This is a genomic window from Streptomyces toyocaensis (assembly GCF_000725125.1).
Taxonomy (GTDB): domain Bacteria; phylum Actinomycetota; class Actinomycetes; order Streptomycetales; family Streptomycetaceae; genus Streptomyces; species Streptomyces toyocaensis.
In genome coordinates, this window is record NZ_JFCB01000008.1 from 37560 (window position 1) to 61889 (window position 24330).

Here is a 24330-nt window from a genome sequence, read left to right on the forward strand (position 1 = left end):
TGATCTCACATGGGGTGACTCGGTATGAATCTTGAGCTGAGCGACGAGCAGGAGGCCGTCCGCCGGCTCGCCCGGGACTTCGTCGAGCGCGAGGTCGTGCCCCGTGCCGCCGCCTGGGACCGCGCCGAGGAGGTGGACCGCGGCATCGTGAGGAAGCTCGGCGAGGTCGGCTTCCTCGGGCTGACGATCGACGAGGAGTACGGCGGCTCCGGCGGCGACCACCTCGCGTACTGCCTGGTCACCGAGGAACTGGGCCGCGGCGACTCCTCCGTGCGCGGCATCGTCTCCGTCTCCCTCGGCCTGGTCGCCAAGACCGTCGCCGCCTGGGGGAGCGAGGAGCAGAAGCGCACCTGGCTGCCCGGCCTCACCTCCGGGGAGTACGTCGGCTGCTTCGGCCTCACCGAGCCGGGCACCGGCTCCGACGCCGGCAACCTCACCACGCGCGCGGTACGGGACGGCGACGAGTACGTCCTCGACGGCACGAAGATGTTCATCACCAACGGCACCTGGGCCGACGTCGTCCTGCTCTTCGCCCGCTCCACCGGCGCCCCCGGCCACAAGGGCGTCTCCGCCTTCCTCGTCCCCGCCGCCACCCCCGGACTGACCCGCCGTGCCGTGCACGGCAAGCTCGGCCTGCGCGGCCAGGCCACCGCCGAACTGGTCCTTGAGGGCGTGCGCGTTCCCGCCACCGCGATGCTGGGCGAGGAGGGCAAGGGCTTCTCCGTCGCCATGTCCGCCCTCGCCAAGGGCCGGATGTCGGTGGCGGCCGGCTGCGTGGGCATCGCCCAGGCCGCCCTGGACGCGGCCGTGCGCTACGCGGGCGAGCGGGAACAGTTCGGCAAGCCCATCGCCCGGCACCAGCTCGTCCAGGAACTGATCAGCGACATCGCCGTGGACGTCGACGCCGCCCGGCTGCTGACCTGGCGGGTCGCCGATCTGATCGACCGGGGCCTGCCGTTCGCCGTCGAGTCCTCCAAGGCCAAGCTGTTCGCCTCGGAGGCGGCCGTCCGCGCCGCCAACAACGCCCTGCAGGTCTTCGGCGGCTACGGCTACATCGACGAGTACCCGGTGGGCAAACTCCTGCGCGACGCACGCGTGATGACCCTCTACGAGGGCACCAGCCAGATCCAGAAGCTGGTCATCGGCCGCGCCCTGACCGGGGTCTCGGCCTTCTGAGTACGCGCCTGAGTACCTGAGCGGATGTGGCCGCCGCCACATCCGCCGATCCTTGTCCCCATGAGCGACACACCGGTCAAGCAGCAGAGTACGGCCGCCTTCTACGGGCAGGCCGTCGCCTCCTTCGCGGTCGCCCTCGCGGCCACCGCGATCGGTATCTTCAACCTCGAGACCGACGCCTGGGTCCGGGCCTTCCTGGCCGTCGCGGTCCTGTACCTCGTCACCTCCGCCTTCACCCTGGCCAAGGTCATCCGTGACCGCCAGGAGGCCGGGCAGATCGTGAACCGGGTGGACCAGGCCCGCCTGGAGAAGCTCCTCGCCGAGCACGACCCGCTGCAGAAGCTCTGAGGGTGCGCTAAGCGCTCGCTCACCCTTGCCGGTATGGTGGTGGCCCTGCCAGCGAATGAGGTGAGCGATGAGTACGGCGGAGGAGACGGCCGGCGGTGAGGCGGAGCCGTGGGGTGAGGTCACGCCCGACGCGGCCCGGCGGCTGCTGCTCGCTGCCGTGGAGGCCTTCGCGGAGCGCGGCTACCACGCCACGACGACCCGCGACATCGCGGGCCGCGCCGGCATGAGCCCGGCCGCGCTCTACATCCACTACAAGACCAAGGAAGAACTGCTCCACCGCATCAGCCGGATCGGCCACGAGAAGGCCGTGGAGATCCTGCGCACGGCGGCCCGCGGCGAGGGCGGCCCCGCCGAGCGGCTCGCCGACGCGGTCAGCTCCTTCGTCCGCTGGCACGCGGGCGGCCGGACCACCGCCAGGGTCGTGCAGTACGAACTCGACTCGCTCGGCCCCGACGCCCGCGCGGAGATCCTCGCCCTGCGGCGCCAGGTGGACGCCGAGGTGCGCGGGATCATCGAGGAGGGCGTGCGCTCCGGCGACTTCGACGTCGTCGACGTGCAGGGCACCACCCTCGCCGTGCTCTCGCTCTGCATCGACGTGGCCCGCTGGTTCAACGTCGACGGGCCCCGCACCCCCGAGCAGGTCGGCGCGCTCTACGCCGGCCTCGTGCTCAGGATGGTCGGGGCCGGGGCGGCCGGCGCTCAGAGGTAGTAGCGGGCCACCGACTCGGCCACGCACACCGGCTTGTCGCCGCCCTCGCGTTCCACGGTGAACGCCGTGGCCACCTGGACGCCGCCCTTCACCTCGTCCACCGCGGTGATCGTCGCGGTGGCGCGCACCCGCGAGCCGACCGGCACCGGGGCGGGGAAGCGCACCTTGTTGGTGCCGTAGTTGACGCCCATCTTCACGCCCTCGACGGTGATCAGCTGCGGGCCGAACAGCGGCAGCAGCGACAGCGTGAGATAGCCGTGCGCGATGGTCGTGCCGAACGGCCCCGCCGCGGCCTTCTCAGGATCGACGTGGATCCACTGGTGGTCCCCGGTGGCCTCGGCGAACAGGTCGATCCGCTTCTGGTCGACCTCCAGCCAGTCGGTGTACCCCAGCTGCTCGCCCACCGCCGCCTTCAGTTCGTCGACGGACGTGAAGATCCTCGGCTCTGCCATGTCCCGGCCTCTCGCGTCACGTAGTCGCAGGCGCATCCGTGTGCGCATGCCTAAGCAACTGCTTAGCATGGTCGGCCGGGAAGGCCCTGTCAACGGACACGGGCGCCGGAGGGGTGAGTAGGCTTCGAGGAGTGCAACGGATTCCAGAGAAGATCCACGAGCTCACGGTCGGCCAGCTCTCCGCCCGCAGCGGCGCCGCCGTGTCGGCCCTGCACTTCTACGAGTCCAAGGGCCTGATCAGCAGCCGCCGCACCCCGGGCAACCAGCGCCGGTACACCCGTGACACCCTGCGCCGGGTCGCCTTCATCCGCGCCGCCCAGCGCGTCGGCATCCCGCTCGCCACGATCCGCGAGGCGCTCGCCGAACTGCCCGAGGAACGCACCCCCACCCGGGACGACTGGGCGCGCCTCTCCGAGACCTGGCGTTCCGAACTGGACCAGCGCATCAAGCAGCTCAACCGCCTCCGCGACCACCTCACGGACTGCATCGGGTGCGGCTGCCTCTCCCTGGACACGTGCGTCCTGTCCAACCCGGACGACGCCTTCGGGGAGCGTCTGACGGGCTCCCGGCTGCTGTCCGAGAGCGGCGGCGGGCGGGCGCCCGGCCGCTGACCCCGAAGGGTCGGCGGCCGGGGCGCCCGCGGCGCTCACTCGTACTCCGTGCCGCCCTTCCGGGTCAGATAGGCGGGGCTCACGGCCTTGGCGATGGCGCGGCCGCCGGTCACCGGACTGTGCCGTTCGACCACGGGCCGGATCACCACGCCCTCCCGCAGGTGCAGCCCCCGCCCGGACACCGTCTCCCGGCCGCCGGCGGCCTCCAGCACCCGCTCGCCGTCGTAGGGGCCGGAGAACAGCCGCGGCACCAACGGCAGCCGTCCGTCCAGCAGTTGCGTCGCGTCCAGCCAGCGCACCCGGCCGTCGATCTCCGCGGACACGTCGAACACGGCGTAGCCGAGCGTGTCGCGCCGCCCGTCCGCGCCGTACGTCAGGTCCTGCACACCGGCGCCGTACACCTCGCCGAAGACGCCGACCCGCCGGGCGCCCAGCCGGGCGGCGAGGTCCGCCGCGACCTCGGCGACACCGTGGGCGCGCACCGCCCGCCAGTACAGGTTGCGCGGGTCCTCCTTCAGCGCCAGCGACCTGGCACCGAACCCCTTGGAGGAGACGTGCACCCGGTCCTCCCCGGCGACGTACGTGAGCAGGCAGGCCGTGCCGTGCAGCTTCTCGGTGACCACCACGGGCTCGCCGGCCGCGAAGATCCCCGGATGGCGCCGGATGTTCTCGATGTCCACCCAGGGCAGCAGGTCGGGCGCCGCCTCCACGTCACCGTCCATGGTCGGCGGCACCGGTGGCACCCACTTGGTGATCCCGAGCAGCTCCGCGAAGTCGGTGCCGTCCGCGGCGGCCCGCACCAGGTCGACGCCCGCGAGCGCCTCCGGGCGGCACACGATGCCCTGCGACAGCTCACCACGCAGCCGGACCGCCTTGACCCGGTCGTGGTTCCCGCCCGCCAGCCGGCCGGTCAGCCCCAGCTCCTCGATCAGCCCGGCCGGCAGCACGGCCTGCTCGGGGATGTAGAGCGCGACATCCCCCGTGCGGTAGGCGCCCTTGGCGACGACGGCCCGGTACAGGCCCACCTGCGCCAGTTCGAGGGCGTCGGCACCCGGGTGGTCGTGGACGGTCAGGACTTCGGCGGTGACGCGCAGCGTCGACATCGGTACGGCTCCCAGGGCTCTCAGGTGGCTCTCATCGCCCCCCACTGTCCGTGGAAGAAAGCCCTGGAACGAGTGAATTACCACCTGCTACGGTCCCCGGAGCCGACGGGGGTGCGGCATCCCCTGCGCACCCCCGCGTCCCCGTTGCCCCCCGTCGCTCAGGCCGACACCAGCACCCTCGCCCGGCGGGCGTCCGCCAGGGCACCGGAGGTGAGCACCGGGCGGGGCACCAGGATTCCGCAGTCCGCGCAGACCGGGCCCGCCGAGGGCTCGTGATCCAGGTCGTGGCGCCACATGAGCCGTTCCCCCCGGCACACGGGGCAGGCCGAACCCGGCTCGCGCTCCAGCGCGGCGATGAGCCGCCGCAGCACCTCGGCCAGCGGCTCCCGCGGATGCACTCGCGGATCGTCGCACCAGGCCACACCGAAACCGCCCCAGGTCAGCCGGTGCCAGTCGTCCACACTGCCCGGACTGCGCAGCCCGTCGTGCTTCTCCTTCCTGCGGCGCTCGGCGAACTCCATCTCATAGGCCAGCCAGACCGCCCGGGCCTCCTCCAGCTCGTCCAGTGCGGCCACGAGCCGCACCGGGTCGACGGAGCGGTCCTCGGGATCGAACCCGGCCCGCGCACACAGATGGTCCCAGGTCGCCCTGTGCCCGTAAGGGGCGAATCGCTCAAGGCACTTGCGCAGCGAGTAGCGCCGCAGTGCCAGATCGCACCGTGGATCTCGGACCTGTCTCGCCAGACTCCGGAAACCGGCCATCGTCCTGCACCTCCGTCACACCTGCACCTGTAATCCGGTCACTTCGGCGTCGTCGAACGGACGTCGCCGAATAGACGTGTCGACACGCGAATCGGCTCCCTCCCTTTTCGATGGCCCCCATCAGCCGGCCGCGGGGACTGCGGTCCAACTCCCTTGACGCGCGCTTCAGTTGTGGTCGTCCGCGGGGAAAACCGCGGTGATGCGCCGCGTGCCCCTCCCGGTGGGGAGGAACCTCGTCTGCCTGAGAACTCCCCGCAACTTCCACGGGTTCCTGAAGAGCCCGCCGATATGCACACCGATCCCCGGCCTGCCGGCGCCGGCGCCCCGGCCGGGGGCCGGTGGCCCCACCGAACCGCAGGTCACAGAGCCGGGGCGGGCGGACACGGAACGGCGGCGGGCCGCCGTACGCGACCCGCCGCCGTCCCCGCCGTCACGCTCAGCGGTAGAGCAGGTACTCCCGCCGCATCCTCCGGAACCCCGCCAGCTCCTCCTGCCAGCCGGCCACCACCTCGTCCGTGTCCGCGCCCGCGTCGATCAACGTGCGCACGAGCGTCGAGCCGGTGAGCCTGTCGATCCAGTTGTCCGGGCGCCAGGCGAAGCCGCTCCACGACCGCTTCGCCGAGACCAGCAGCCCGATCCCGGTGCGCACCGGATCGAACGCCTCCCGGTCGTGCACGTGCAGCTGCACGCCTCCGACCGTCTTCCCCTGGAACTTGGAGAACGTCGGCGCGAAGTACGCCTCCCGGAAGCGCACCCCCGCCAGCCCCAGCCCGTTCGCCGCGGCCGCCCAGCGCCCGTCGATCCCCTCCGCGCCCAGCAGCTCGAACGGCCGGGTGGTCCCGCGCCCCTCCGACAGGTTCGTGCCCTCGAACAGACACGTCCCCGCGTACACCAGTGCCGTCTCGGGCGTCGGCATGTTCGGGCTCGGCGGCACCCACGGCAGCCCGGAGGCGTCGTAGAAGTCCGACCGCCTCCAGCCGGACATCCGTACGGTCTCCAGCTGCACCGGCGTCGTCAGGAACTCCCCGTTGAACAGCCGCGCCAGCTCCGCCACGGTCATCCCGTGCGCCTGCGAGATCGGCTGCCGGCCGACGAAGGTCGCGAACTCCTTGTGCAGCACCGGGCCCAGCGCCGCCCGCCCGCTCACCGGGTTCGGCCGGTCCAGGACCATGAACCGCTTGCCCGCGAGCGCGGCCGCCTCCATGCAGTCGAACAGCGTCCAGATGTACGTGTAGAACCGCGCGCCGACGTCCTGGATGTCGAAGACCACCGTGTCCACCCCGGACGCGGTGAAGACGTCGGCGAGCGCCTGACCGCTCTTCAGATACGTGTCGTAGACGGGCAGGCCGGTCGCCGGATCGTCGTAGCGGCCCTCGGAGCCGCCCGCCTGCGCGGTGCCCCGGAAGCCGTGCTCGGGCCCGAAGACGGCGATGAGGTCGACACGGTCGTCGCCGTGCATGACGTCGACGATGTGCCGTACGTCCCGGGTGATGCCGGTGGGGTTGGTGACCACGCCCACCCGCTGCCCGTCGAGCGGCGCGTAGCCGTCCGCGGCGAGCCGTTCGAACCCGGTGCGCGCCCCCCGGCCGACCCCGTGCTCCGCCGCGGGGCCGGTCGCGGCCGCCGCCGGAGCGGCGGCGGCCGCGACCGCGGCGGTGGTGGCGAACAGGCTCCGTCTGGACAGCTTCATTCGGTGACCTCCGTGATCGCGGCAGGTGTCATGCCCACGCACGCTAGCGCGCGTGACCGCCCCGGGGAACGAACCGGACCGACCTCGCCCGGAACGCCTCTTCCACCGGGCATACCGACCGGTTAGTCTGACCGCCGGAAGCCGCTGGGAGCCGCGTCGAAGGAGACCGATGGTGCAAGCCGTGCAGGGTGCGAAGGTGGTCGTCACGGGAGCCGGGGGCGGCATCGGAGCGGCGCTCGCCCGGCGCTTCGCCGCCCAGGGGGCGAGGGTCGTCGTCAACGACCTGGACGCCGACCGCGCCAAGTCCGTCGCCGAGGAGATCGGCGGCCTGGCGGTCCCGGGCGACGCCTCCGCGATCGTCGGCGAGGCCCGGGAGGCGCTCGGCGGGACGGTCGACGTCTACTGCGCCAACGCCGGCGTCGGCCGCGACGGCGGTGAGCCCGGCGAGCCGCTCGACGAGGGGGGCTGGGCCCTCTCCTGGGACGTCAACGTCATGGCGCACGTCCGCGCGGCGCACGCACTGCTCCCGGACTGGCTGGAGCGCGGCAGCGGCCGCTTCGTCTCCACCGTCTCCGCCGCCGGACTGCTCACCATGATCGGCACCGCCCCCTACAGCGTCACCAAGCACGGTGCGTACGCCTTCGCCGAGTGGCTGTCCCTGACGTACCGCCACCGCGGCGTCAGGGTCCACGCGATCTGCCCGCAGGGCGTGCGCACCGACATGCTCGACGCCAGCGGCAGCGCGGGGGACCTGGTGCTCAGGCCGACCGCGATCGAACCGGACGACGTGGCCGACGCCCTCTTCCGCGGCATCGAGGAGGACCGCTTCCTGATCCTCCCGCACCCCGAGGTCGCCGAGTACTACCAGGCCCGCGCCGCCGACCCGGACCGCTGGCTCTCCGGCATGAACCGCATCCAGCAGCACTGGGAGACGACCCGGTGACCGTCCCCCGGGCGGACCCGGCTGTGCCCGCAGCGCGCGGCGGGGGCAGACTGGCCGCCTGCGAGGATCCGCGCCGGGCGGAGGTCCCGCCGGACGTGCCGGGCGCGCTCGGTGGGAAGATCTCCCGGCGGGAACCGCGTTCCCCGACCCACGACGACTGACAGCGACACGGAAAGGCGGGTGGCCGCAGTGCCCAGGACGACGGACGGTGACGGAACTCCTGTGCCGCAGCGGCTCCTGGCCGCCGCCACCCGGCTCTTCGCCGAGCGGGGCTACGACCGCACCTCGGTGCAGGAGATCGTCGAGGCGGCCGGCGTCACCAAGGGGGCGCTGTACCACTACTTCGGCTCCAAGGACGACCTGCTGCACGAGGTGTACGCCCGCGTGCTGCGCGTCCAGCAGGAACGCCTGGACGCCTACGCGGACGCCGACGAGCCGATCGAGAAGCGGCTGCGCCAAGCGGCGGCCGACGTCGTCGTCACCACGATCGAGAACCTCGACGACGCCTCGATCTTCTTCCGCTCCATGCACCACCTCAGCCCGGAGAAGAACAAGCAGGTGCGCGCCGAGCGCCGGCGCTACCACGAACGCTTCCGCGCGCTGATCGAGGAGGGCCGGCGCGAGGGCGTCTTCTCCACGGCGACCCCGGCCGACCTCGTCGTCGACTACCACTTCGGCTCCGTGCACCACCTGTCCACCTGGTACCGCCCCGACGGCCCGCTCAGCCCGCAGGAGGTCGCCGATCACCTGGCGGACCTGCTGCTGCGGGCCCTGCGTCCCTGAGCCGTCCGCGATCCACGAGGTGATCGAGCAGGGCGCCCGCCGCCGGGTTGCGGGGCCGTGACCCGCGCCCGGCCAGCACCACCGTGCGCCCCGGCTCCGGCTGCCGGACGGTGACGCACGGCAGCCCCGCCCGCTCACCGATCGGCCGGGGCACGAAGGCCACCCCGATCCCGGCCCGCACCAGATCCACCAGCAGCCCCGCCTGGGTGACGTCACAGGTGATCCGGCGCGTGAGACCGCAGTGGGCGGCCAGCCGGCGCACGGCCGTCTCCAGGCCCGTCCCGGCGCGGAAGTCGACGAACGGCTCCTCGGCGAGATCGCTGATCCGCGTCTTCCCCGCCCCGGCGAGGGGATGTCCCGGCGCGGTGATCAGCACCAGCTCCTCGTGCCAGGTCGCGTGCACCGCCAGCCCCTCCGGAAGTTCCCGCCTGTCCGGCGCCAGGTACGCCAGATCCAGCTCGCCCGCCCGCAGGGCCTCGGTCAGCCCGTCCACCGGGGCGTCGCGGACGGAGACCTGGACGCCGGGGAACCGCTGGTGGAAGGCGGCCAGTTCACCCGGCAGATCCACACAGGTCAGCGTCTGGATGGTGCCGATGGCCACCCGGCCGCTGTCCAGCCCGGCCACCGCCGCCACCGCTTCCCGCGCGGACCGCTCCCCGGCCAGCAGGGCCCGCGCCCGCGGCAGCAGCGCCCGCCCCGCCTCCGTGAGCACCACCCGCCGGCCGGTGCGGTCGAACAGTTCGGCGCCCAGCTCCCGCTCCAGATTGCGGATCGAGGTGCTGAGCGCCGACTGCACGATCAGCTCGGCACGCGCGGCGGCGGTGAAAGTGCCCTCGGTGACGACCGCCATGAAATGGCGCAGCTGGCGGATCTCCATCCATCGATTTTACTGATCGTTCCGAGCGAAACCATCTGTTGGACCGCTGGGCCGGGGCGCGCGGATGCTGAGTGCATGGATCTCGTACCGGCCCTGTGGACCACTGCATACTCCCCGCACGCCCCCACCGCGCGCCGCCTGCTGGCCCGCAGGCTCCTGCGCCTGCGTGACGCCCTGCGCGCCCTGGCGCTGGCGGACCACACCCCGTCCGGCGGCTACTAGCCACCGCGAGACACCCGCACCTCAGCCGGGACCGGGACCGCTCGCGGGTGGTTCGGGCAGCCAGTCACGGGCCGGGGTCGTACTCCAGCCACCGGCTCCGTCCGGCTTCCTCCGCACAGGCGAGGGTGAGGCCGTTCAGCCCCGGGTGCCCGCTGCCGGTCCGCCACAGCAGCGACCAGGCGTACAGCGGCGTGGGATCGACCAGAGGCACGGAGCGAAACCCGGGGACCTCCGGCAGCGGCACGTCGGCGGGTACCAGCGAGAAGCGCCGTGGCTCCTCCGCCACCTCGGTGATGAGGTGGGCGAGCCCCAGGTTGACGCCTGTCGCCGTGCTCCGGATGCCGAACCGGAGGGCGAACCGGTGGAGGAAGTCGAGCCGGTCCAGCGCACCGGGCGCCCACAGCACGCTGTCCCGCAACTGGTCCGGTCGCACAGCGGGTTCGGCTGCGAGCGGGTGCTCGACGCTCAGTACGGCGTCCACCGGTTCGAGGCGGACGAGGTGGTGCGCGAGTCCGGCGGGCAGCGGGGGGTGGACGCGGCCGAAGGCCGCGTCGATGTCGCCGTGCAGCAGCGCCGTCGTCACCGACGGCAGATCGCGTCCGTGCCCCGACACCAGTGCCCCGGCGCGTCCGGCGACCCGGGCCAGCGTCCGCATCGGCGCGTAGAGGTGCCCCCAGACATCCACGCGCAGCGGACGGTCCGTGCCGGCCACCGCCGCGACGGCGGCGTCGGCGGCGGCCACGGCCCGGCGGGCCGGCGGGAGGAACCGCCGGCCGGCCTCGGTGAGGCGTACGCCGTCGCCGCCGCGCCGGAACAACTCGGTGCCGAGCCGGGACTCCAGCCTCCTCCGCACCGGACACGCCTACCTACGGCGCGCGGAGGACGCCGGATCATCCCGTTCGGCCGGTGAGTACCTGCTGACGGCGGCCCGGTGGTTCCACCTGGCCACCCTGGCGCCGTCCGCGGAAGCGCCTCGTGCCGCCGTCGAGGCCGATCAGGCACTCGGCCGGGCACTCACCCTGCTGGAGCCCGGCGCGCGACGGGTGAGCGGCGAGGGATTCACCGGCTGGCTGCGCGGCCCCGCCGACGCGCCGGGGACCGTGGTCGTCGTCCCCGGTCTCGACTCGGCCAAGGAGGCCGTACCCGCGCACGGCGACGACGACGTACGGCAGGTCGGCCCCGGTGCCTCGGGGGTCATGGCCGGCGCCGACACGTTCCCGCCGGGACGGGCGGACCCTAGAGGTACTTCTTCAGCTCCCGGCGCGCCAGCGACCGCTGGTGCACCTCGTCGGGCCCGTCGGCGATCATCAGCGTGCGGGCACCGGCGTACAGCTCGGCCAGCGGGTAGTCCTGGCTGACCCCGCCCGCGCCGTACAGCTGGATCGCCCGGTCGAGGATGCCGACGACCGTACGAGGCGTGGCGATCTTGATGGCCTGGATCTCGGTGTGGGCACCCCGGTTGCCGACGGTGTCCATCATCCAGGCCGTCTTCAGCACCAGCAGCCGCAACTGCTCGACGGCCACGCGGGCGTCGGCGATCCAGTTCTGCACCACGCCCTGCTGCGCCAGCGCCTTGCCGAACGCGTCCCGGGACACCGCCCGCCGGCACATCAGCTCGATGGCCCGCTCGGCCATGCCGATCAGCCGCATGCAGTGGTGGATCCGGCCGGGACCGAGCCGGGCCTGCGCGATGGCGAAACCGCCGCCCTCCTCACCGATCAGGTTCGACACCGGCACGCGCGCGTGGTCGAAGACCACCTCGGCGTGGCCGCCGTGGTAGTGGTCCTCGTAGCCGAACACCTGCATGGCACGCTGGACGGTGACGCCCGGCGTGTCCCGCGGGACCAGGACCATGGACTGCTGACGGCGGATGTCCGGCCCCTCCGGGTCGGTCTTCCCCATCACGATGAAGATCGTGCAGTCCGGGTGCATCGCCCCGGAGATGTACCACTTGCGGCCGGTGATCACGTACTCGTCGCCGTCCCGCTCGATGTGCGTGGTGATGTTGGTGGCGTCCGAGGAGGCCACCTCCGGCTCGGTCATCGCGAACGCCGAGCGGATCTCACCCGCGAGCAGCGGCTCGAGCCACTGCTTCCTCTGCCGCTCGTCGCCGAACTGCGCCAGCACCTCCATGTTCCCCGTGTCGGGCGCCGCGCAGTTGGTGACGGTCGGCGCGATCTGCGGGGAGCGGCCCATGATCTCGGCGAGCGGCGCGTACTGGAGGTTGGTCAGGCCGGCGCCGTACCCGTCGTCGGGCAGGAACAGGTTCCACAGCCCCTGCCTGCGGGCCTCGGCCTTCAGCTCCTCCACCACGGGGACGGACTCCCACGGCGAGGCCAGCCGTTCGCGCTGCTCGTGCGCGACCCGCTCGGCCGGGTAGACGTACTCGTCCATGAAGGCGAGGAGCCTGGCGCGCAGTTCCTCGGTGCGCGCGTCGAACGCGAAGTCCATGTGCCGTCAGCCTTCCTGAAGAGTGGTCAGACCGTGCTCGATGAAGACCGGAACCAGATCGCCGATGCGGTCGAAGCCGCGCCCGACCGTCTGGCCCAGCGTGTAGCGGTAGTGGATGCCCTCGAGGATCACCGCGAGCTTGAACCAGGCGAACGCCGTGTACCAGGAGACCGCGGAGACATCGCGCCCCGACCGCGCGGCGTAGCGCTCGATCAGCTCGGCCGGCGCGGGGTGCCCGGGAGCCTCGGCGGTCGTGGAGACGGGGGAGTCCGGCATGCTCAGCGGCATGCTGTACATCACCAGCAGCCCGAGGTCGGTCAACGGATCCCCGAGAGTGGACATCTCCCAGTCGAGGACGGCCTTGATCTCGTCGTCCTCGCCGATCAGCACGTTGTCGAGCCGGTAGTCACCGTGCACCACGGTGGGCGCGGGGGAGGAGGGCAGTTCCCGCCCGAGCGCGGCGTGCAGCTCGTCGATGCCGGGGAGGTCCCGGTTGCGGGAGGCGTCCAGCTGCTTGCCCCAGCGCCGCAACTGCCGGTCCAGGAACCCCTCCGGCCTCCCGAAGTCCGCGAGCCCCACCTCGGCGGGATCGACGGCGTGCAGCTCGACGAGCGTGTCCACGAGGTTCAGCACGGCGTCCCGGGTGCGCCCGGGGCCGAGCGGGGCGAGCTGGCCCGCCGTGCGGTACGGGGTGCCCGCCACGAACTCCATGACGTAGAAGGGGGCTCCGAGCACCTCCTCGTCCTCGCACAGCAGCACGGGACGCGGGACGGGGACGGCGGTCGGGTGCAGCGCGCTGATCACCCGGTGCTCGCGCCGCATGTCGTGCGCGGTGGCCAGGACATGGCCGAGCGGAGGGCGCCGTACGACCCACCGCGAGCCGCCGTCGGAGACCGCGTACGTGAGGTTCGACCTGCCGCCCTCGATCAGCCGGCCGGAGAGCGGGCCGTCGACCAGGCCGGGCCGCTCCCGTTCGAGCAGGCCGCGAAGCCGGTCGAGATCGAGGCCGGGCGGGTGGTCGGGGCTCATCGTCGCTCCTACGGGCAGGTGACAGTACCCGCCTTATGATGCCGACCGGTCGGTATGTCGTCCAGAGCAAGGACGAAACGTGACCGGGCCCACGATAGGCGCTCCCCGCGGCCGCCGCCGGTCCCGCGGTGGCGCGAATGGCGTACATCGGGCCATTCGGCTTGCGCGGCGCGGGCGGACCCCGGAGGGTCGGACGCATGAAGGCGATCAGCTACGCACGGTACGGCGGCCCCGAGGTGCTCGAACTCTCAGAGGTCGACGACCCGAAGGTCGGTCCCGACTCGGTGCTGGTGAGGGTGCGGGCGGCGGGCGTCAACCCGGTCGACTGGAAGTGCCGGGAAGGCTATCTGGACCCCATCCTCCCGGCCGTCTTCCCGGTCGTCCCCGGCTGGGACGTCTCGGGGGTGGTCGTCCGGCCGGGTCCGGCGGTCCCGGAGTTCGCCGCCGGCGACGAGGTGATCGGCTACGTGCGCGAGGACGTCCTGTCCCGGGGCACCTTCGCCGAGTACGTGGCCGCCCCGGTGCGCACCCTGGCGCCCAAGCCGCGCAACCTCTCCTTCGAGGAGGCGGCCGGCCTGCCCCTGGCGGGGCTCACCGCGTACCAGGTGCTCCACCGGGTTCTCGGAGTCAAACGGGGCGAGACCGTCCTGGTGCACGCGGCGGCCGGCGGGGTCGGATCCGTCGCCGTCCAGCTCGCCGCCCATCTCGGCGCCCGCGTCATCGGCACGGCGAGCGAGCGCAACCACGACTTCGTCCGCGGACTGGGCGCCGAGCCGGTGACCTACGGCGAGGGCCTGGCCGAACGGGTGCGGGGGCTGGCCCCCGAGGGCGTGGACGCGGTGTTCGACTCGGTGGGCGGCGACGCCCTGAAGGCCTCCGCGAACCTGCTCACCCCGGAGGGCCGCCTCGCGTCGATCACCGATCCGGAGGTGGTGAGCTACGGCGGCCGCTACTGGTTCGTCCGCCCCGACCCCGACGACCTGGCCCGCCTGTCCGACCTCGCGGAACAGGGAGTCCTGACCGTCCATGTCTCGCAGACCTTCCCCCTGGACCGGGCGGCGGACGCCCACCGCCTGAGCCAGGAGGGCCGCACCCGCGGCAAGATCGTGGTGACGGTCCCCGACTGAGCCCCCGCACCGCCCGTGAACGAGGCCACCCAGCCCCCGCACCGCCCGTGAACGAGGCCACCCAGCCCCCGCACCGCCCGTGAACGAGGCCACCCAGCCCCCACACCGGCCATGAACGAGGCCACCCAGCCCGCGCACCGGCCGAGAGGACGGGCCCTCCAGTCCGTCGGGGGCCGAGGACGGGCCCTCCAGTCCGTCGGGGGCCGAGGGCGAGACCGTCCAGCCCGTCCGGCGTTTGAGGACGAGGCCCTTCGGGCCGACCGGGGTCTCAGGGGCGGAGCCCCTGAGGATCGGGACAGGAAGGGGCGGCGGGGGCGAAGAAACCCCCCGCCGCCGCCCGGCTCACCCCAGCAGGACGAGCACCGCCCCGGCGACCACCGTCACCGCAAGACACACCACCGCCACGGCCGCGTACGGAGGAACGAGCCCTTCCGGGAGACCCCCGCCCGCCAGGGCACGAATCCGCCGATGGGCGACGACCAGAACCCCGACCCAGCACGCGCAGCACACCGCGCCCGCCGCACCCGCCGCCACCGACCCCCCGCCCGCCAGCGCGGCCTTCCCGGCCAGCACGGTCACCACCGTGCTCGACAGGGTCGTACGCCGCCACGCCAGCCGGGTCCGCTCCGGCTGCAGCCCGGGATCCCGTTCCGCCTCCCCGGCGGCCGCCCCGCTCACGCCTCCCACCCCACCAGCACCACCACGACCATCACCACGGCCACCACCGCCACCACCAGACTCAGCAGTGCCGGGAACCGGGACACCGGCAGATCCTCGCCGCGCCGCATCGCCAGCTCGCACCGGACCCAGTGGTTGACCGCGCGCAACGCGCACAACGCCCCGGCGGCCAGCAGCGCCAGCGCCAGCCCCACCCGCCACCCCCACCGCAGGTCCGGCAGGAACTGGTCCACGGCGAACCCACCGCCGACCAGCGCGAGCGCGGTGCGCAGCCAGGCGAGGAACGTCCGCTCGTTCGCGAGCGAGAACCGGTAGTCGGGCGTCTCCCCCTCCTCCCGCACAGCCGCGGGCGCGAACCACAACCGGACGTTCCGCACGAAGTCGATCACGTCGGCGACCCTACCGGCGCCCGGCCGCCCCGGGCCGCCCCGACCGCCACTCCCTGAGCCGCCGGTACGCCTCCAGCCCGTCCGGCACCCACTCCCACCCGCCCTCGGCCACCCGCCGCTCCACCTCGGCCTCCGGCAGGAAGTCGTGCCAGGCCACCTCCTCGGCCTGCGGCCGCACCGGCAGCTCGCAGCGCACCTCGTACACCGCCGACCACCAGCTCCGGCCCGCACCGTCGTCGTACAGGAACGTGAACAGGTGCCGGGGGCGCGGCAGTCCGCTCACGCCCAGTTCCTCCTCGGCCTCCCGCAGGGCCGCCTCGTCGTACCCCTCGCCCGCCGCGACGACCCCGCCGACGAACATGTCGTACAGGGACGGGAAGACCAGCTTGCCCGGCGTCCGGCGGTGGACGAAGACCCGCCCCCCGGCGTCCCGGACCAGGACGAAGGCGCACCGGTGGCGCAGGCCCCGCGCGTAGGCCTCACCGCGGGGCGCCCGTCCGGTCACCCGGTCGTTCTCGTCGACGATGTCGATGATCTCGTCAGCACTCATACGGCCATCCAAGCAGCGAGCCCCACCCCGCGGCCCCGCCGCCTCACCGCCGGGAGACCGACCGTCCGGTGTGACAAGTTGCCTGTTCGTGACCGTAGTTGACGCGTGTAACGCACCGGACGCCCTTGACGTGATCCGTTGGCTGACGGTTTGCTGTCCGTGATCAGCTCATGGCAGTCGGCAGCCGACCACTGCCGCACCGACTCCCCGCCGTGAGCCGAACCACAAGCAGAGCGCGTGAGGAAGTTCCGCGGTGCCCCCACCCCCGCCACCCCTCGGCCGTGCCCGCAAACGTGCGGCACAGGCCTTCGACGAGGCTCTCGACGACGCCGAACTCGTCGCCGCGAGGGCCGCGCTGGCGCAGGGCCGGTGGCAGAACACCCGCTCCCTGCTGGTGCAGACGGGAGAGGACTGGGACCGCCGGGGCCACCGGATCACGGTGCTCGCCCGGGAGTCGTACTGCGCGGCCTGGGCCGGGGAGTGGCTGCTCGCCGAGCCCGACTCCGCCGACGCGTCCGTGCTGCTGGCGCTGGCGCGGGTGCGGCGCGCGATGCGCGGCAAGGAGAAGCCGCCCCGCGTCCGCGACGCCTGCCGGCGGGCCGCGGAACTCCGGCCCGCCGACCCCACCCCCTGGCTCGGCCTGCTCCTCCTCGAGTGCTCCCTGGGGGCGGAGGGCGACGTGGTCCGCGTCTTCGAGCAGGTCCGCACCCGGCACGCGGACCACCACCACGCCCACCACCTGGTGGTCGCCTGGCTCGCGGAGCGCCGGGTGGAGGCGGGCCCGGACCCGCTGCACGAGGTGTACGACTTCGCCAACTGGGCCGCCGAGCAGGCGCCCGCCGACTCGCCGCTGGCGATCCTGCCGGTCATCGCGCACGCCGAGCGCTACCGCACCCTGGCCGCCGCCGGGCACGAACCCGCCGACCCCGTCGCCTCCGGCCACTGGGTCGGCCGCCGCGCCCGGCAGGTGATGAAGGCCGCCTTCGACTGGTGGCTGGAGTGGGAGCACGAGGACCATCCGCGCCGGCTGATCGACCTCAACTTCCTGGCCCACGCCAAGATCTGTGAGGGCCGGGGCGCCGAGGCCGCCGCCCTCTTCCACCGCATCGGCGACCACGCCACACCCGCCCCCTGGTCCTACCCGGACCGCGACCCCCTGGCCGCCTTCCGCACCGCCCGCGCGACGGCCCTGGGCACGGTCTGACCCCAGCCCCACCACCCCCCGCACCCGCCGCAACCACCACCGACCCAAGGACGGTCTCGAGATGACGACGGACAGTTCGAGCACGAGCAGGGCGACAGCCGACGGCATCAGTACGTTCAAGGGGCAGGAGCGTGCCCTGCGCGCCGACCGCCTCGGCACGGGAGGCCTGCTGCTCTCCGTCCTCGCCGCGACCGCGCCCCTCATGGTGGTCGCGGGTGTCATGCCCACCACATTCGCGGTGATGGGCATCGTCGGCCAGCCCCTGCTCTTCGTCGTCCTCGGCATCGTGCTGGTGCTCTTCAGCCTCGGCTACGCCGAGATGAGCCGGCACGTCCACAACGCGGGCGCCTTCTACGCGTACATCTCCCGCGGGCTCGGCGGCACCGCGGGCGCGGGCGCCGCCCTGGTCGCGCTCGTCGCCTACAACTCCCTCCAGGTCGGCATCTACGGCATCTTCGGCTTCGAGGTCTCCGGCCTCCTCGCCACCTACGCCGACCTCGAGGTCGCCTGGTGGATCCCCTCGCTCCTGGCCGTGCTCGCGGTCGGCGCGCTGGGCTGGCTGAAGATCGACGTCAACGCGCGCGTCCTCGGCGTCCTGCTGGTCGTCGAGGTCCTGCTGGTCGTCGTCTTCGACATCGCCGCCGTCGCCGACCCCGGCCCGGAGGGCCTGTCGCTGCACGCATTCAACCCGGACACGCTCACCGGCGCCGGCGTCGGCACAGCCCTGTGCTTCTGCATCGCGGCCTTCCTCGGCTTCGAGCAGGCCCCCGTGTACGCGGAGGAGACCAGCAAGCCGCATGTGCTCGTGCCGCGCGTGATGTTCCTCGCGGTCACCGGCGTCGCCGTCTTCTTCGCCCTCAGCAGCTGGGCGCTCACCGTCGCCACCGGCCCCTCCGAAATCGTCGCCACCTCCCAGGAACAGAGCGCCGGCCTGCTGTTCTTCCTTACGGAGGAGCGGCTGGGCTCCACCTTCACCGACGTCCTGCACGTCCTGTTCGTGACCGGCATGTTCGCGGCGATGCTCAGCTTCCACAACGTCGTCGCCCGGTACGCCTTCGCCATGGGCCGCGAGGGCCTGCTGCCCGCCGCCTTCGGCCGCACCACCGGCACCAGCGGTGCCCCCGGCACCGGCTCCCTGCTGCAGACCGGCATCGCCGCGGTGCTGGTCGTCGCCTTCGCGCTCACCGACGACAAGCCGACCGGCGACCCGACCGCGCCCGTCCTGCACCTGTTCACCTGGGGCGGCAACATCGGCGCGCTCGGCGTGATCGTGCTGATGGCCATCGCGTCCCTGTCCGTCGTCGTCTTCTTCGTCCGGCGCGGCGCCGCGGGAGCGCAGGCCTGGCGGCTGGTCACCTCGGCACTGGCGGGCATCGCCCTGGTGGTGATCGCGGGCTACACGGTCAAGGACTTCGACGTGCTGGTCGGGGCCGGCCCCGACTCCTCCCTGAGCTGGATCCTGCCGGGCGTCATCGGACTGGCCCTCGTCGTCGGCCTGGTCCAGGGAGCGGTCCTGCGCTCCCGCGCCCCCCGGACGCACGCCCGCATCGGGCTCGGCAACGAGGCGTTCCAGCTCGAGAGGGAGGCCGAGCGCGCCTCGTAGCACCCATCTACGCGGCCTGGATCGCGGGCGCCACGCTGGTGATGCTGGGCACGGGCCTGCTGATGTGGTTCGCCGGTCTCACCCCGCTGGCCCGGCGCACCGGCGCGACGTTCGTGCACGACTGGCTGGCGCTGACCGTCGGCATCGTCCTCGCCGGGCACATCGGCATGGCCCTGGCGGACCCCGAGGCCCGCCGCGGGATGCGCACGGGCTCGGTCCGCCGGGAGTGGGCGCGGCGGGAGCACCCGTTGTGGCGCCCCTGACACGACGGGCCCGCCCGCTCCCCGGCGGGGAGCGGGCGGGCCTCGGATGCCGTGCGCCGTACGGGCCGGCTAGATGATCAGTGACAGCAGCAGGACGAACGCACCGGCGACCACGGAGATGATCGTCTCCATGACCGACCAGGTCTTGATCGTCTGACCGACGTCCAGTCCGAAGTACTCCTTCACCAGCCAGAAACCGGCGTCGTTGACGTGGCTGAAGAACAGCGAACCGGCACCGATCGCCAGCACCAGCAGGGCGGCGTGGGTGGTGGACATGTCGGCCGCGAGCGGCGCCACCAGACCGGCCGCCGAGACGGTGGCCACCGTCGCCGACCCGGTCGCCAGCCGGATCGCCACCGCGATGAGCCAGGCCAGCAGGAGTGCCGGGATCGACCAGTCCTCGGAGATGTCCAGGATCATCCGGCCCACGCCCGTGTCGATGAGCGTCTGCTTGAAACCACCACCCGCCCCGACGATCAACAGGATGCCCGCGATGGGCGCGAGCCCCTTCTCGACCAGGGACGAGATGCGCTCACGGCTGAACCCGGCGGGCCGACCGAGGGTGAAGATGCCGACCAGCACGGACGCGAGCAGGGCGATCAGCGGCGAGCCGATCACATCGAAGACGCGCTGCACGCCGTTCTCGGGATCGTCGACGACGATGTCGACGAGCGCCTTGGCGAGCATCAGCACGACCGGCAGCAGGATCGTGGCCAGCGTCGCGCCGAAACCGGGGCGCTTCGCGAGGTCCTCGGACGGCCGCTGCGGGATCATCCGCTCCGGGGCCGGGACGTCCACCCAGCGGGCGGCGTACTTGGAGAACAGCGGGCCGGCGATGACCACCGTCGGTATCGCGACGAGCACGCCCAGGGCCAGCGTGACGCCGAGATCGGCACCGACGGCGTCGATCGCGATCAGCGGGCCGGGGTGCGGCGGGACCAGACCGTGCATCACGGACAGGCCGGCGAGCGCGGGGATGCCGATGCGCATCAGGGAGTAGTTGCCGCGCTTGGCGACCATCAGCACCACGGGGATCAGCAGCACCACGCCGACCTCGAAGAACAGCGGCAGACCGATCACCGAGGCGATCAGCACCATCGCCCACGGCATGGAACGGCCGCCCGCCCGCTCGAGGATGGTGTCGACGATCTGATCCGCGCCGCCGGAGTCGGCGAGCATCTTGCCGAGGATCGCGCCGAGGGCGATCAGGACACCCACACCGGCGACGGTGGAGCCGAGTCCGGCACTGAAGCTGGCGATCACCTTGTCCAGCGGCGCCCCGGCGAACGCGCCGAGCGCCAGGGACCCGATGGTCAGCGACAGGAAGGCGTGCAGCTTGAACTTGGTGATGAGCAGGACGATGACGGCGATGCCCGCCAGGACGGCGATGCCCAGCTGAGCGTGGCCGGCCGAGGTGATCGGCTCGGGTGCGTCCGCTGCCAGCATCTCAACGCCGAGTCTGGTCACGGTGGTTCCCTTGTGTGTACGGGGACGGGGAGCGACCGGGGCGGTGGGGGCGCCCCGGGGGGAGGGTTCGGTCAGGGACCTACGGGGTGGGTCCCGGGAGCGTCTCCAGGGCGGTGACCGCCCGTTCGGTGATCTCCTCGGGGCTGCCCGCCACGTCCACGGCGACCCCGGACTCGTCCGGCTCCAGCGGCTGGAGCGTGGCGAACTGGGAGTCGAGCAGTGCCGTGGGCATGAAGTGCCCCTGCCGGTGCGACATCCGGTCCTCGACGAGCGCGCGGTCACCGGTGAGGTGCACGAAGACCACGCCGGGCGCGGCGGCCCGCAGCCGGTCGCGGTAGGCCCGCTTCAGCGCCGAGCAGCTGACCACCCCGCCGTGCCCCGCCCGCCCCTGCGCCCACGCGCCGATGGCGTCCAGCCAGGGGCGGCGGTCGTCGTCGGTCAGCGGGGTGCCGGCCGTCATCTTCCCGATGTTGGCCGGCGGGTGGAAGTCGTCGCCCTCGGCGTACGGGACGTCGAGCCGGGCCGCGAGCAGGGGACCGATGGTGGTCTTGCCGGTGCCCGCGACGCCCATGATCACGACGACATGGGGGGTGTTCATCGCTGCCTCACTGTCTGCTGTCTTCGTCGACGCGTGATGTCGACGGCAACTGAAGCTGATTAATAGGACAACTTCAAGAGTCTGTGACATATAAGTCTGACTTTTTGTTCGGGTGATCCGCCCCGTACTCTGAGTGCATGAGCACCACGGGCCGGGGGCTGCACGGCCGCGTTCTGGACACCCTCGGCCCCGAGATCACCGCAGGCGCGTACCCGCCCGGCAGCGTCCTGCGCACCGACGAGCTCGCACAGCGCTTCGACGTGTCACGCTCCGTGATGCGCGAGGTGGTCCGCGTCCTGGAGTCCATGCACCTGGTGGAGTCCCGGCGCCGCGTCGGCGTGACGGTCCTGCCGGCCCGCGAGTGGAACGTGTACGACCCCCAGGTCATCCGCTGGCGCCTGGCCGGCGCGGACCGGCCCCGCCAACTGCGCTCGCTCACGGTGCTGCGCTCGGCGATCGAACCGGTCGCGGCGGGCCTGGCCGCCCGCAACGCCACGGCCGAGCAGTGCGCCGAACTCACCGAGTGCGCCCTCGGCATGGTCGCCCACTCGCGCGGTCACCGGCTGGAGGGATACCTCTTCCACGACGTCGCGTTCCACCGCGTCATCCTGACCGCCTCGGGCAACGAGATGTTCGCCCGCCTCGGTGACGTCGTCGCCGAGGTGCTGGCCGGCCGCACCCACCACGACGTGATGTTCGAGGACCCCGACCCGGCGGCCGTCACCCTGCACGTCCAGCTCGCCGAGGCGGTCCGCGAACGCGACGCCGCCCGCGCGGAACGGCTCACCCGCGAGATCACCGAGGGCGCCCTCCAGGAACTGGACGTCCTCGCGCCCTAGGGGGCTGACGGCCTCAGCTCAGGAACTCCCCGTCGACGTACACCCATGCCCCGTCGACCCGCTCGAACCGGCTGCGCTCGTGGAGCGAGCCGCCGCGGTAGGACGCCCGGAAGGTCACCGTTCCGGTGGAGTGGAAGGCCGACCCGGCCTCGCCGCCCAGGATCTCCAGCCCGGTCCACCGCATGCCCGGGTCGAAGTCGATCCGTGCCGGCCGCGTCCTCGGATGCCAGGTCCGCAGCAGGTACGCGCCGTCCTGCCGCACGAACGCGCAGTACCGCGACCGCATCAGCCGCTCCGCGGTCGGCGCGGCGGCGGCTCCCGCGTGGAAGCGCCCGCAGCAGGCCTCGTACGCCTCCGGCAGCCCGCAGGGGCAGGAACGAGCGGTCATGGTCACCTCCGCGACAACGCCGTGAGGGCCGCGACCTCGCGGTCGCGGCCCTCACGCTTCATGTGTCCGAGGGGGGACTTGAACCCCCACGCCCGATAAAGGGCACTAGCACCTCAAGCTAGCGCGTCTGCCATTCCGCCACCCGGACAAGGTGTCTGTCGCGCGGGTTTCCCCCCGCGGCGACGACGTAAACATTACCAGGTGTTCCGGGGTGGCCGATCACCCCGCCCGCCCGCGTCGTCGTGTGAACGGCGCGTGACGGGCCGGACCGGGTCTTGGGGCGGGCCCCCGGGGAAGAGAGGATGAGGACGACCCACCAGCGGGACCACCAGCAGCGGGAGGAAGCACGTGAGCGAGACGGACACGGCCAAGGGCGTCACCGGTGAGGACGAGGTCGTGGACCTCTGCCGCGAGCTGATCCGGATCGACACCAGCAACTACGGCGACCACTCGGGGCCCGGCGAGCGCAAGGCGGCCGAGTACGTCGCCGAGAAGCTCGCCGAGGTCGGACTCGAGCCGAAGATCTTCGAGTCGCACCCGGGGCGCGCCTCCACGGTCGCCCGGATCGAGGGCGAGGACCCGTCCCGGCCCGCGCTGCTCATCCACGGCCACACCGACGTGGTCCCGGCCAACGCGGACGACTGGACGCACCACCCCTTCTCCGGCGAGATCGCCGACGGATGCGTGTGGGGGCGCGGGGCGGTCGACATGAAGGACATGGACGCGATGACCCTCGCGGTCGTCCGCGACCGGCTGCGCAGCGGGCGCAAGCCCCCGCGCGACGTCGTCCTCGCCTTCCTCGCGGACGAGGAGGCGGGCGGCACGTACGGCGCCAAGCACCTGGTGCGCGAGCACCCCGAGCTGTTCGAGGGGGTCACCGAGGCGATCGGCGAGGTCGGCGGGTTCTCCTTCACCGTCAACGAGAAGCTGCGCCTCTACCTCGTCGAGACCGCCGAGAAGGGCATGCACTGGATGCGGCTCACCGTCGACGGCACCGCCGGCCACGGCTCCATGACCAACGACGACAACGCCATCACCGAACTCTGCGAGGCCGTCGCCCGCCTCGGCCGCCACACGTGGCCGGTCAGGGTCACCAAGACCGTCCGCGCCTTCCTGGACGAGCTCTCCGACGCGCTCGGCACCGAGCTCGACCCGGAGAACATGGACGAGACCCTCGCCAAGCTCGGCGGCATCGCCCGCATGATCGGCACCACCCTGCGCAACTCGGCGGCGCCCACCCAGCTCGGCGCCGGCTACAAGGTCAACGTCATCCCCGGCCAGGCCACCGCGCACGTCGACGGCCGCTTCCTGCCCGGCTACGAGGAGGAGTTCCTCGCCGACCTCGACCGGATCCTCGGGCCGCGCGTGCGGCGCGAGGACGTCCACTCCGACAAGGCGCTGGAGACCGACTTCGACGGCCGGCTCGTCGACGCCATGCAGACCGCGCTCAGCGCGGAGGACCCGATCGCGCGGGCGGTGCCGTACATGCTCTCCGGCGGCACCGACGCCAAGTCCTTCGACGACCTCGGCATCCGCTGCTTCGGGTTCGCGCCGCTGAAGCTCCCCCCGGAGCTGGACTTCGCGGGCATGTTCCACGGGGTCGACGAGCGGGTTCCGGTGGACGGTCTGAAGTTCGGCGTGCGGGTGCTCGACCGCTTCCTGGACGCGTCCTGAGGCGATTGACCGATGAACCCGATAATCGTGCAGGCGTGCGGAGTTGACCGGGAAGGGTGAATGCGACCATAAGCTCGTAGCCTCATTACTTCCTCCTCGTTACCCGTGATGTGATCCGCGACTTTGGATCGCTTTGCCAACAAGGAGGAACAATGCTCAAGAAGGTCGTCGCTGTCGCGGCCGCCACCGGTGGTCTGGTTCTCGCGGGTGCGGGCATGGCCGCTGCCGACTCGGGTGCCCAGGGTGCCGCTGTGCACTCCCCGGGTGTCGTCTCCGGCAACGTCATCCAGGCTCCGATCCACGTCCCCGTGAACGTCTGCGGCAACACGGTCTCCGTGATCGGTCTGCTGAACCCCACCTTCGGCAACACCTGCATCAACGCGTGACGTCGTGTC

Annotated in this window: 27 protein-coding genes, 1 tRNA gene and 1 pseudogene; 14 read left to right on the top strand and 15 right to left on the bottom strand. The window is 72.4% G+C overall.

The window, feature by feature from the left end:
* Positions 1-24: 24 nt before the first annotated feature.
* The 3 genes from BU52_RS11425 to BU52_RS11435 all read left to right on the top strand — a co-directional run bounded on the left by BU52_RS11425 (position 25) and on the right by BU52_RS11435 (position 2233).
* Positions 25-1176, top strand: coding sequence for an acyl-CoA dehydrogenase family protein (locus BU52_RS11425; protein WP_037932258.1), 1152 nt, complete (start codon positions 25-27; stop codon positions 1174-1176).
* 60 nt (positions 1177-1236) lie between these two features.
* On the top strand, positions 1237-1524 hold the full coding sequence (locus BU52_RS11430) for a YiaA/YiaB family inner membrane protein (RefSeq protein WP_037932260.1): 288 nt from the start codon (positions 1237-1239) through the stop codon (positions 1522-1524).
* Positions 1525-1591: 67 nt separating this feature from the next.
* A complete protein-coding gene (locus tag BU52_RS11435) occupies positions 1592-2233 on the top strand; it encodes a TetR/AcrR family transcriptional regulator (protein WP_037932263.1) in 642 nt (213 codons plus the stop codon).
* Here the strand turns inward: BU52_RS11435 and BU52_RS11440 are convergent.
* Positions 2224-2685, bottom strand: coding sequence for a MaoC family dehydratase (locus BU52_RS11440; protein WP_037932264.1), 462 nt, complete (start codon positions 2683-2685; stop codon positions 2224-2226). The two genes, BU52_RS11435 and BU52_RS11440, sit on opposite strands and share 10 nt — an antisense overlap.
* 131 nt (positions 2686-2816) lie before the next feature.
* Here BU52_RS11440 and soxR point away from each other — a divergent pair, with 131 nt between their 5' ends.
* Entirely contained in the window at positions 2817-3296 is a 480-nt protein-coding gene (soxR, locus tag BU52_RS11445) for a redox-sensitive transcriptional activator SoxR (RefSeq protein WP_037932266.1), read from the top strand.
* 35 nt (positions 3297-3331) lie between these two features.
* Here the strand turns inward: soxR and BU52_RS11450 are convergent, their stop codons facing one another.
* The 3 genes from BU52_RS11450 to BU52_RS11460 form a co-directional block, all read right to left on the bottom strand.
* Positions 3332-4399 carry an RNA ligase (ATP) gene (locus BU52_RS11450; protein ID WP_037932267.1) on the bottom strand — a complete coding sequence of 356 codons (1068 nt, stop codon included), beginning with the start codon at positions 4397-4399 and terminating at the stop codon, positions 3332-3334.
* A gap of 158 nt (positions 4400-4557) precedes the next feature.
* Positions 4558-5160 (bottom strand): hypothetical protein, encoded by a 603-nt coding sequence (locus BU52_RS11455; protein ID WP_037932268.1) that lies wholly within the window; start codon positions 5158-5160, stop codon positions 4558-4560.
* A gap of 436 nt (positions 5161-5596) precedes the next feature.
* On the bottom strand, positions 5597-6850 hold the full coding sequence (locus tag BU52_RS11460) for an exo-beta-N-acetylmuramidase NamZ family protein (protein ID WP_200881180.1): 1254 nt from the start codon (positions 6848-6850) through the stop codon (positions 5597-5599).
* Positions 6851-7019: 169 nt separating this feature from the next.
* Here BU52_RS11460 and BU52_RS11465 point away from each other — a divergent pair, with 169 nt between their 5' ends.
* The gene (locus tag BU52_RS11465; protein WP_037932277.1) at positions 7020-7793 is read left to right on the top strand and encodes an SDR family oxidoreductase; all 774 of its coding nucleotides are present in this window, start codon (positions 7020-7022) and stop codon (positions 7791-7793) included.
* A gap of 189 nt (positions 7794-7982) precedes the next feature.
* Positions 7983-8576 carry a TetR/AcrR family transcriptional regulator gene (locus tag BU52_RS11470; protein WP_037932540.1) on the top strand — a complete coding sequence of 198 codons (594 nt, stop codon included), beginning with the start codon at positions 7983-7985 and terminating at the stop codon, positions 8574-8576.
* Here BU52_RS11470 and BU52_RS11475 read toward each other — a convergent pair.
* Complete coding sequence (locus BU52_RS11475; RefSeq protein WP_037932279.1) at positions 8515-9453, bottom strand: LysR family transcriptional regulator; 939 nt, start codon at positions 9451-9453, stop codon at positions 8515-8517. The genes BU52_RS11470 and BU52_RS11475 overlap by 62 nt on opposite strands.
* Before the next feature lie 75 nt (positions 9454-9528).
* Here BU52_RS11475 and BU52_RS35625 point away from each other — a divergent pair, with 75 nt between their 5' ends.
* On the top strand, positions 9529-9675 hold the full coding sequence (locus tag BU52_RS35625; protein WP_167343512.1) for a hypothetical protein: 147 nt from the start codon (positions 9529-9531) through the stop codon (positions 9673-9675).
* 64 nt (positions 9676-9739) lie between these two features.
* Here the strand turns inward: BU52_RS35625 and BU52_RS11480 are convergent, their stop codons facing one another.
* The 3 genes from BU52_RS11480 to BU52_RS11490 all read right to left on the bottom strand — a co-directional run bounded on the left by BU52_RS11480 (position 9740) and on the right by BU52_RS11490 (position 13155).
* Positions 9740-10528: a LysR family transcriptional regulator gene (locus tag BU52_RS11480; RefSeq protein ID WP_235216314.1), complete on the bottom strand. Its 789-nt coding sequence runs from the start codon at positions 10526-10528 to the stop codon at positions 9740-9742.
* 383 nt (positions 10529-10911) lie between these two features.
* Positions 10912-12126, bottom strand: coding sequence for an acyl-CoA dehydrogenase family protein (locus tag BU52_RS11485; RefSeq protein WP_037932280.1), 1215 nt, complete (start codon positions 12124-12126; stop codon positions 10912-10914).
* A gap of 6 nt (positions 12127-12132) precedes the next feature.
* The gene (locus BU52_RS11490) at positions 12133-13155 is read right to left on the bottom strand and encodes a phosphotransferase family protein (protein WP_037932282.1); all 1023 of its coding nucleotides are present in this window, start codon (positions 13153-13155) and stop codon (positions 12133-12135) included.
* A 197-nt stretch (positions 13156-13352) separates the two neighbouring features.
* Here BU52_RS11490 and BU52_RS11495 point away from each other — a divergent pair, with 197 nt between their 5' ends.
* Positions 13353-14282, top strand: coding sequence for an NADP-dependent oxidoreductase (locus BU52_RS11495; protein ID WP_037932285.1), 930 nt, complete (start codon positions 13353-13355; stop codon positions 14280-14282).
* Positions 14283-14624: 342 nt separating this feature from the next.
* On the opposite strand, the gene BU52_RS11500 is transcribed toward BU52_RS11495, so the two are convergent.
* From BU52_RS11500 to BU52_RS11510, 3 genes are read right to left on the bottom strand one after another with little or no spacing between them, the layout of a single operon-like run.
* Positions 14625-14960, bottom strand: coding sequence for a DUF202 domain-containing protein (locus BU52_RS11500; RefSeq protein ID WP_037932287.1), 336 nt, complete (start codon positions 14958-14960; stop codon positions 14625-14627).
* Entirely contained in the window at positions 14957-15349 is a 393-nt protein-coding gene (locus BU52_RS11505) for a YidH family protein (RefSeq protein ID WP_037932289.1), read from the bottom strand. Before BU52_RS11505 ends, BU52_RS11500 begins: the two co-directional genes overlap by 4 nt.
* A 10-nt stretch (positions 15350-15359) precedes the next feature.
* Complete coding sequence (locus tag BU52_RS11510; protein ID WP_037932291.1) at positions 15360-15899, bottom strand: NUDIX hydrolase; 540 nt, start codon at positions 15897-15899, stop codon at positions 15360-15362.
* A 253-nt stretch (positions 15900-16152) separates the two neighbouring features.
* On the opposite strand from BU52_RS11510, the gene BU52_RS11515 reads away from it, so the two are divergent.
* The 3 genes and pseudogenes from BU52_RS11515 to BU52_RS11525 all read left to right on the top strand — a co-directional run.
* On the top strand, positions 16153-17103 hold the full coding sequence (locus tag BU52_RS11515; RefSeq protein WP_037932293.1) for a hypothetical protein: 951 nt from the start codon (positions 16153-16155) through the stop codon (positions 17101-17103).
* 61 nt (positions 17104-17164) lie between these two features.
* A complete protein-coding gene (locus BU52_RS11520; protein ID WP_037932294.1) occupies positions 17165-18706 on the top strand; it encodes an APC family permease in 1542 nt (513 codons plus the stop codon).
* A 5-nt stretch (positions 18707-18711) separates the two neighbouring features.
* A pseudogene (locus BU52_RS11525) lies at positions 18712-18969 on the top strand (cytochrome b/b6 domain-containing protein); the annotation flags it as partial.
* A gap of 69 nt (positions 18970-19038) precedes the next feature.
* Here the strand turns inward: BU52_RS11525 and BU52_RS11530 are convergent.
* Both BU52_RS11530 and BU52_RS11535 read right to left on the bottom strand, forming a co-directional pair.
* A complete protein-coding gene (locus BU52_RS11530) occupies positions 19039-20436 on the bottom strand; it encodes a GntP family permease (protein WP_037932297.1) in 1398 nt (465 codons plus the stop codon).
* A gap of 79 nt (positions 20437-20515) precedes the next feature.
* Positions 20516-21034 (bottom strand): gluconokinase, encoded by a 519-nt coding sequence (locus tag BU52_RS11535; protein WP_037932299.1) that lies wholly within the window; start codon positions 21032-21034, stop codon positions 20516-20518.
* A gap of 137 nt (positions 21035-21171) precedes the next feature.
* Here BU52_RS11535 and BU52_RS11540 point away from each other — a divergent pair, with 137 nt between their 5' ends.
* Positions 21172-21873, top strand: coding sequence for a FadR/GntR family transcriptional regulator (locus BU52_RS11540; protein ID WP_037932301.1), 702 nt, complete (start codon positions 21172-21174; stop codon positions 21871-21873).
* Between the two features lie 13 nt (positions 21874-21886).
* Here the strand turns inward: BU52_RS11540 and BU52_RS11545 are convergent, their stop codons facing one another.
* Both BU52_RS11545 and BU52_RS11550 read right to left on the bottom strand, forming a co-directional pair.
* The gene (locus BU52_RS11545) at positions 21887-22261 is read right to left on the bottom strand and encodes a YchJ family protein (RefSeq protein WP_037932303.1); all 375 of its coding nucleotides are present in this window, start codon (positions 22259-22261) and stop codon (positions 21887-21889) included.
* Positions 22262-22324: 63 nt separating this feature from the next.
* A tRNA-Leu gene (locus BU52_RS11550) sits at positions 22325-22409 on the bottom strand.
* A gap of 200 nt (positions 22410-22609) precedes the next feature.
* On the opposite strand from BU52_RS11550, the gene BU52_RS11555 reads away from it, so the two are divergent.
* Both BU52_RS11555 and chpH read left to right on the top strand, forming a co-directional pair.
* Positions 22610-23935, top strand: coding sequence for a M20/M25/M40 family metallo-hydrolase (locus BU52_RS11555; RefSeq protein ID WP_037932305.1), 1326 nt, complete (start codon positions 22610-22612; stop codon positions 23933-23935).
* Positions 23936-24087: 152 nt separating this feature from the next.
* Positions 24088-24321, top strand: a complete 234-nt coding sequence (gene chpH, locus BU52_RS11560; RefSeq protein WP_037932306.1) for a chaplin ChpH — start codon at positions 24088-24090, stop codon at positions 24319-24321.
* Positions 24322-24330 lie beyond the last annotated feature (9 nt).

Excerpts from the sequence above, each read along its gene's own strand:
- BU52_RS11455 (WP_037932268.1), bottom strand. The coding sequence starts at position 5,160 with ATGGCCGGTTTCCGGAGTCTGGCGAGACAGGTCCGAGATCCACGGTGC.
- BU52_RS11545 (WP_037932303.1), bottom strand. The coding sequence starts at position 22,261 with ATGACCGCTCGTTCCTGCCCCTGCGGGCTGCCGGAGGCGTACGAGGCC.
- BU52_RS11475 (WP_037932279.1), bottom strand. The coding sequence starts at position 9,453 with ATGGAGATCCGCCAGCTGCGCCATTTCATGGCGGTCGTCACCGAGGGC.
- chpH (WP_037932306.1), top strand. The coding sequence starts at position 24,088 with ATGCTCAAGAAGGTCGTCGCTGTCGCGGCCGCCACCGGTGGTCTGGTT.
- BU52_RS11460 (WP_200881180.1), bottom strand. The coding sequence starts at position 6,850 with ATGAAGCTGTCCAGACGGAGCCTGTTCGCCACCACCGCCGCGGTCGCG.
- BU52_RS11510 (WP_037932291.1), bottom strand. The coding sequence starts at position 15,899 with ATGAGTGCTGACGAGATCATCGACATCGTCGACGAGAACGACCGGGTG.
- BU52_RS11430 (WP_037932260.1), top strand. The coding sequence starts at position 1,237 with ATGAGCGACACACCGGTCAAGCAGCAGAGTACGGCCGCCTTCTACGGG.
- BU52_RS11465 (WP_037932277.1), top strand. The coding sequence starts at position 7,020 with ATGGTGCAAGCCGTGCAGGGTGCGAAGGTGGTCGTCACGGGAGCCGGG.
- BU52_RS11540 (WP_037932301.1), top strand. The coding sequence starts at position 21,172 with ATGAGCACCACGGGCCGGGGGCTGCACGGCCGCGTTCTGGACACCCTC.
- BU52_RS11450 (WP_037932267.1), bottom strand. The coding sequence starts at position 4,399 with ATGTCGACGCTGCGCGTCACCGCCGAAGTCCTGACCGTCCACGACCAC.
- BU52_RS35625 (WP_167343512.1), top strand. The coding sequence starts at position 9,529 with ATGGATCTCGTACCGGCCCTGTGGACCACTGCATACTCCCCGCACGCC.
- BU52_RS11535 (WP_037932299.1), bottom strand. The coding sequence starts at position 21,034 with ATGAACACCCCCCATGTCGTCGTGATCATGGGCGTCGCGGGCACCGGC.
- BU52_RS11435 (WP_037932263.1), top strand. The coding sequence starts at position 1,592 with ATGAGTACGGCGGAGGAGACGGCCGGCGGTGAGGCGGAGCCGTGGGGT.
- BU52_RS11520 (WP_037932294.1), top strand. The coding sequence starts at position 17,165 with ATGACGACGGACAGTTCGAGCACGAGCAGGGCGACAGCCGACGGCATC.
- BU52_RS11440 (WP_037932264.1), bottom strand. The coding sequence starts at position 2,685 with ATGGCAGAGCCGAGGATCTTCACGTCCGTCGACGAACTGAAGGCGGCG.
- BU52_RS11495 (WP_037932285.1), top strand. The coding sequence starts at position 13,353 with ATGAAGGCGATCAGCTACGCACGGTACGGCGGCCCCGAGGTGCTCGAA.
- BU52_RS11485 (WP_037932280.1), bottom strand. The coding sequence starts at position 12,126 with ATGGACTTCGCGTTCGACGCGCGCACCGAGGAACTGCGCGCCAGGCTC.
- BU52_RS11490 (WP_037932282.1), bottom strand. The coding sequence starts at position 13,155 with ATGAGCCCCGACCACCCGCCCGGCCTCGATCTCGACCGGCTTCGCGGC.
- BU52_RS11425 (WP_037932258.1), top strand. The coding sequence starts at position 25 with ATGAATCTTGAGCTGAGCGACGAGCAGGAGGCCGTCCGCCGGCTCGCC.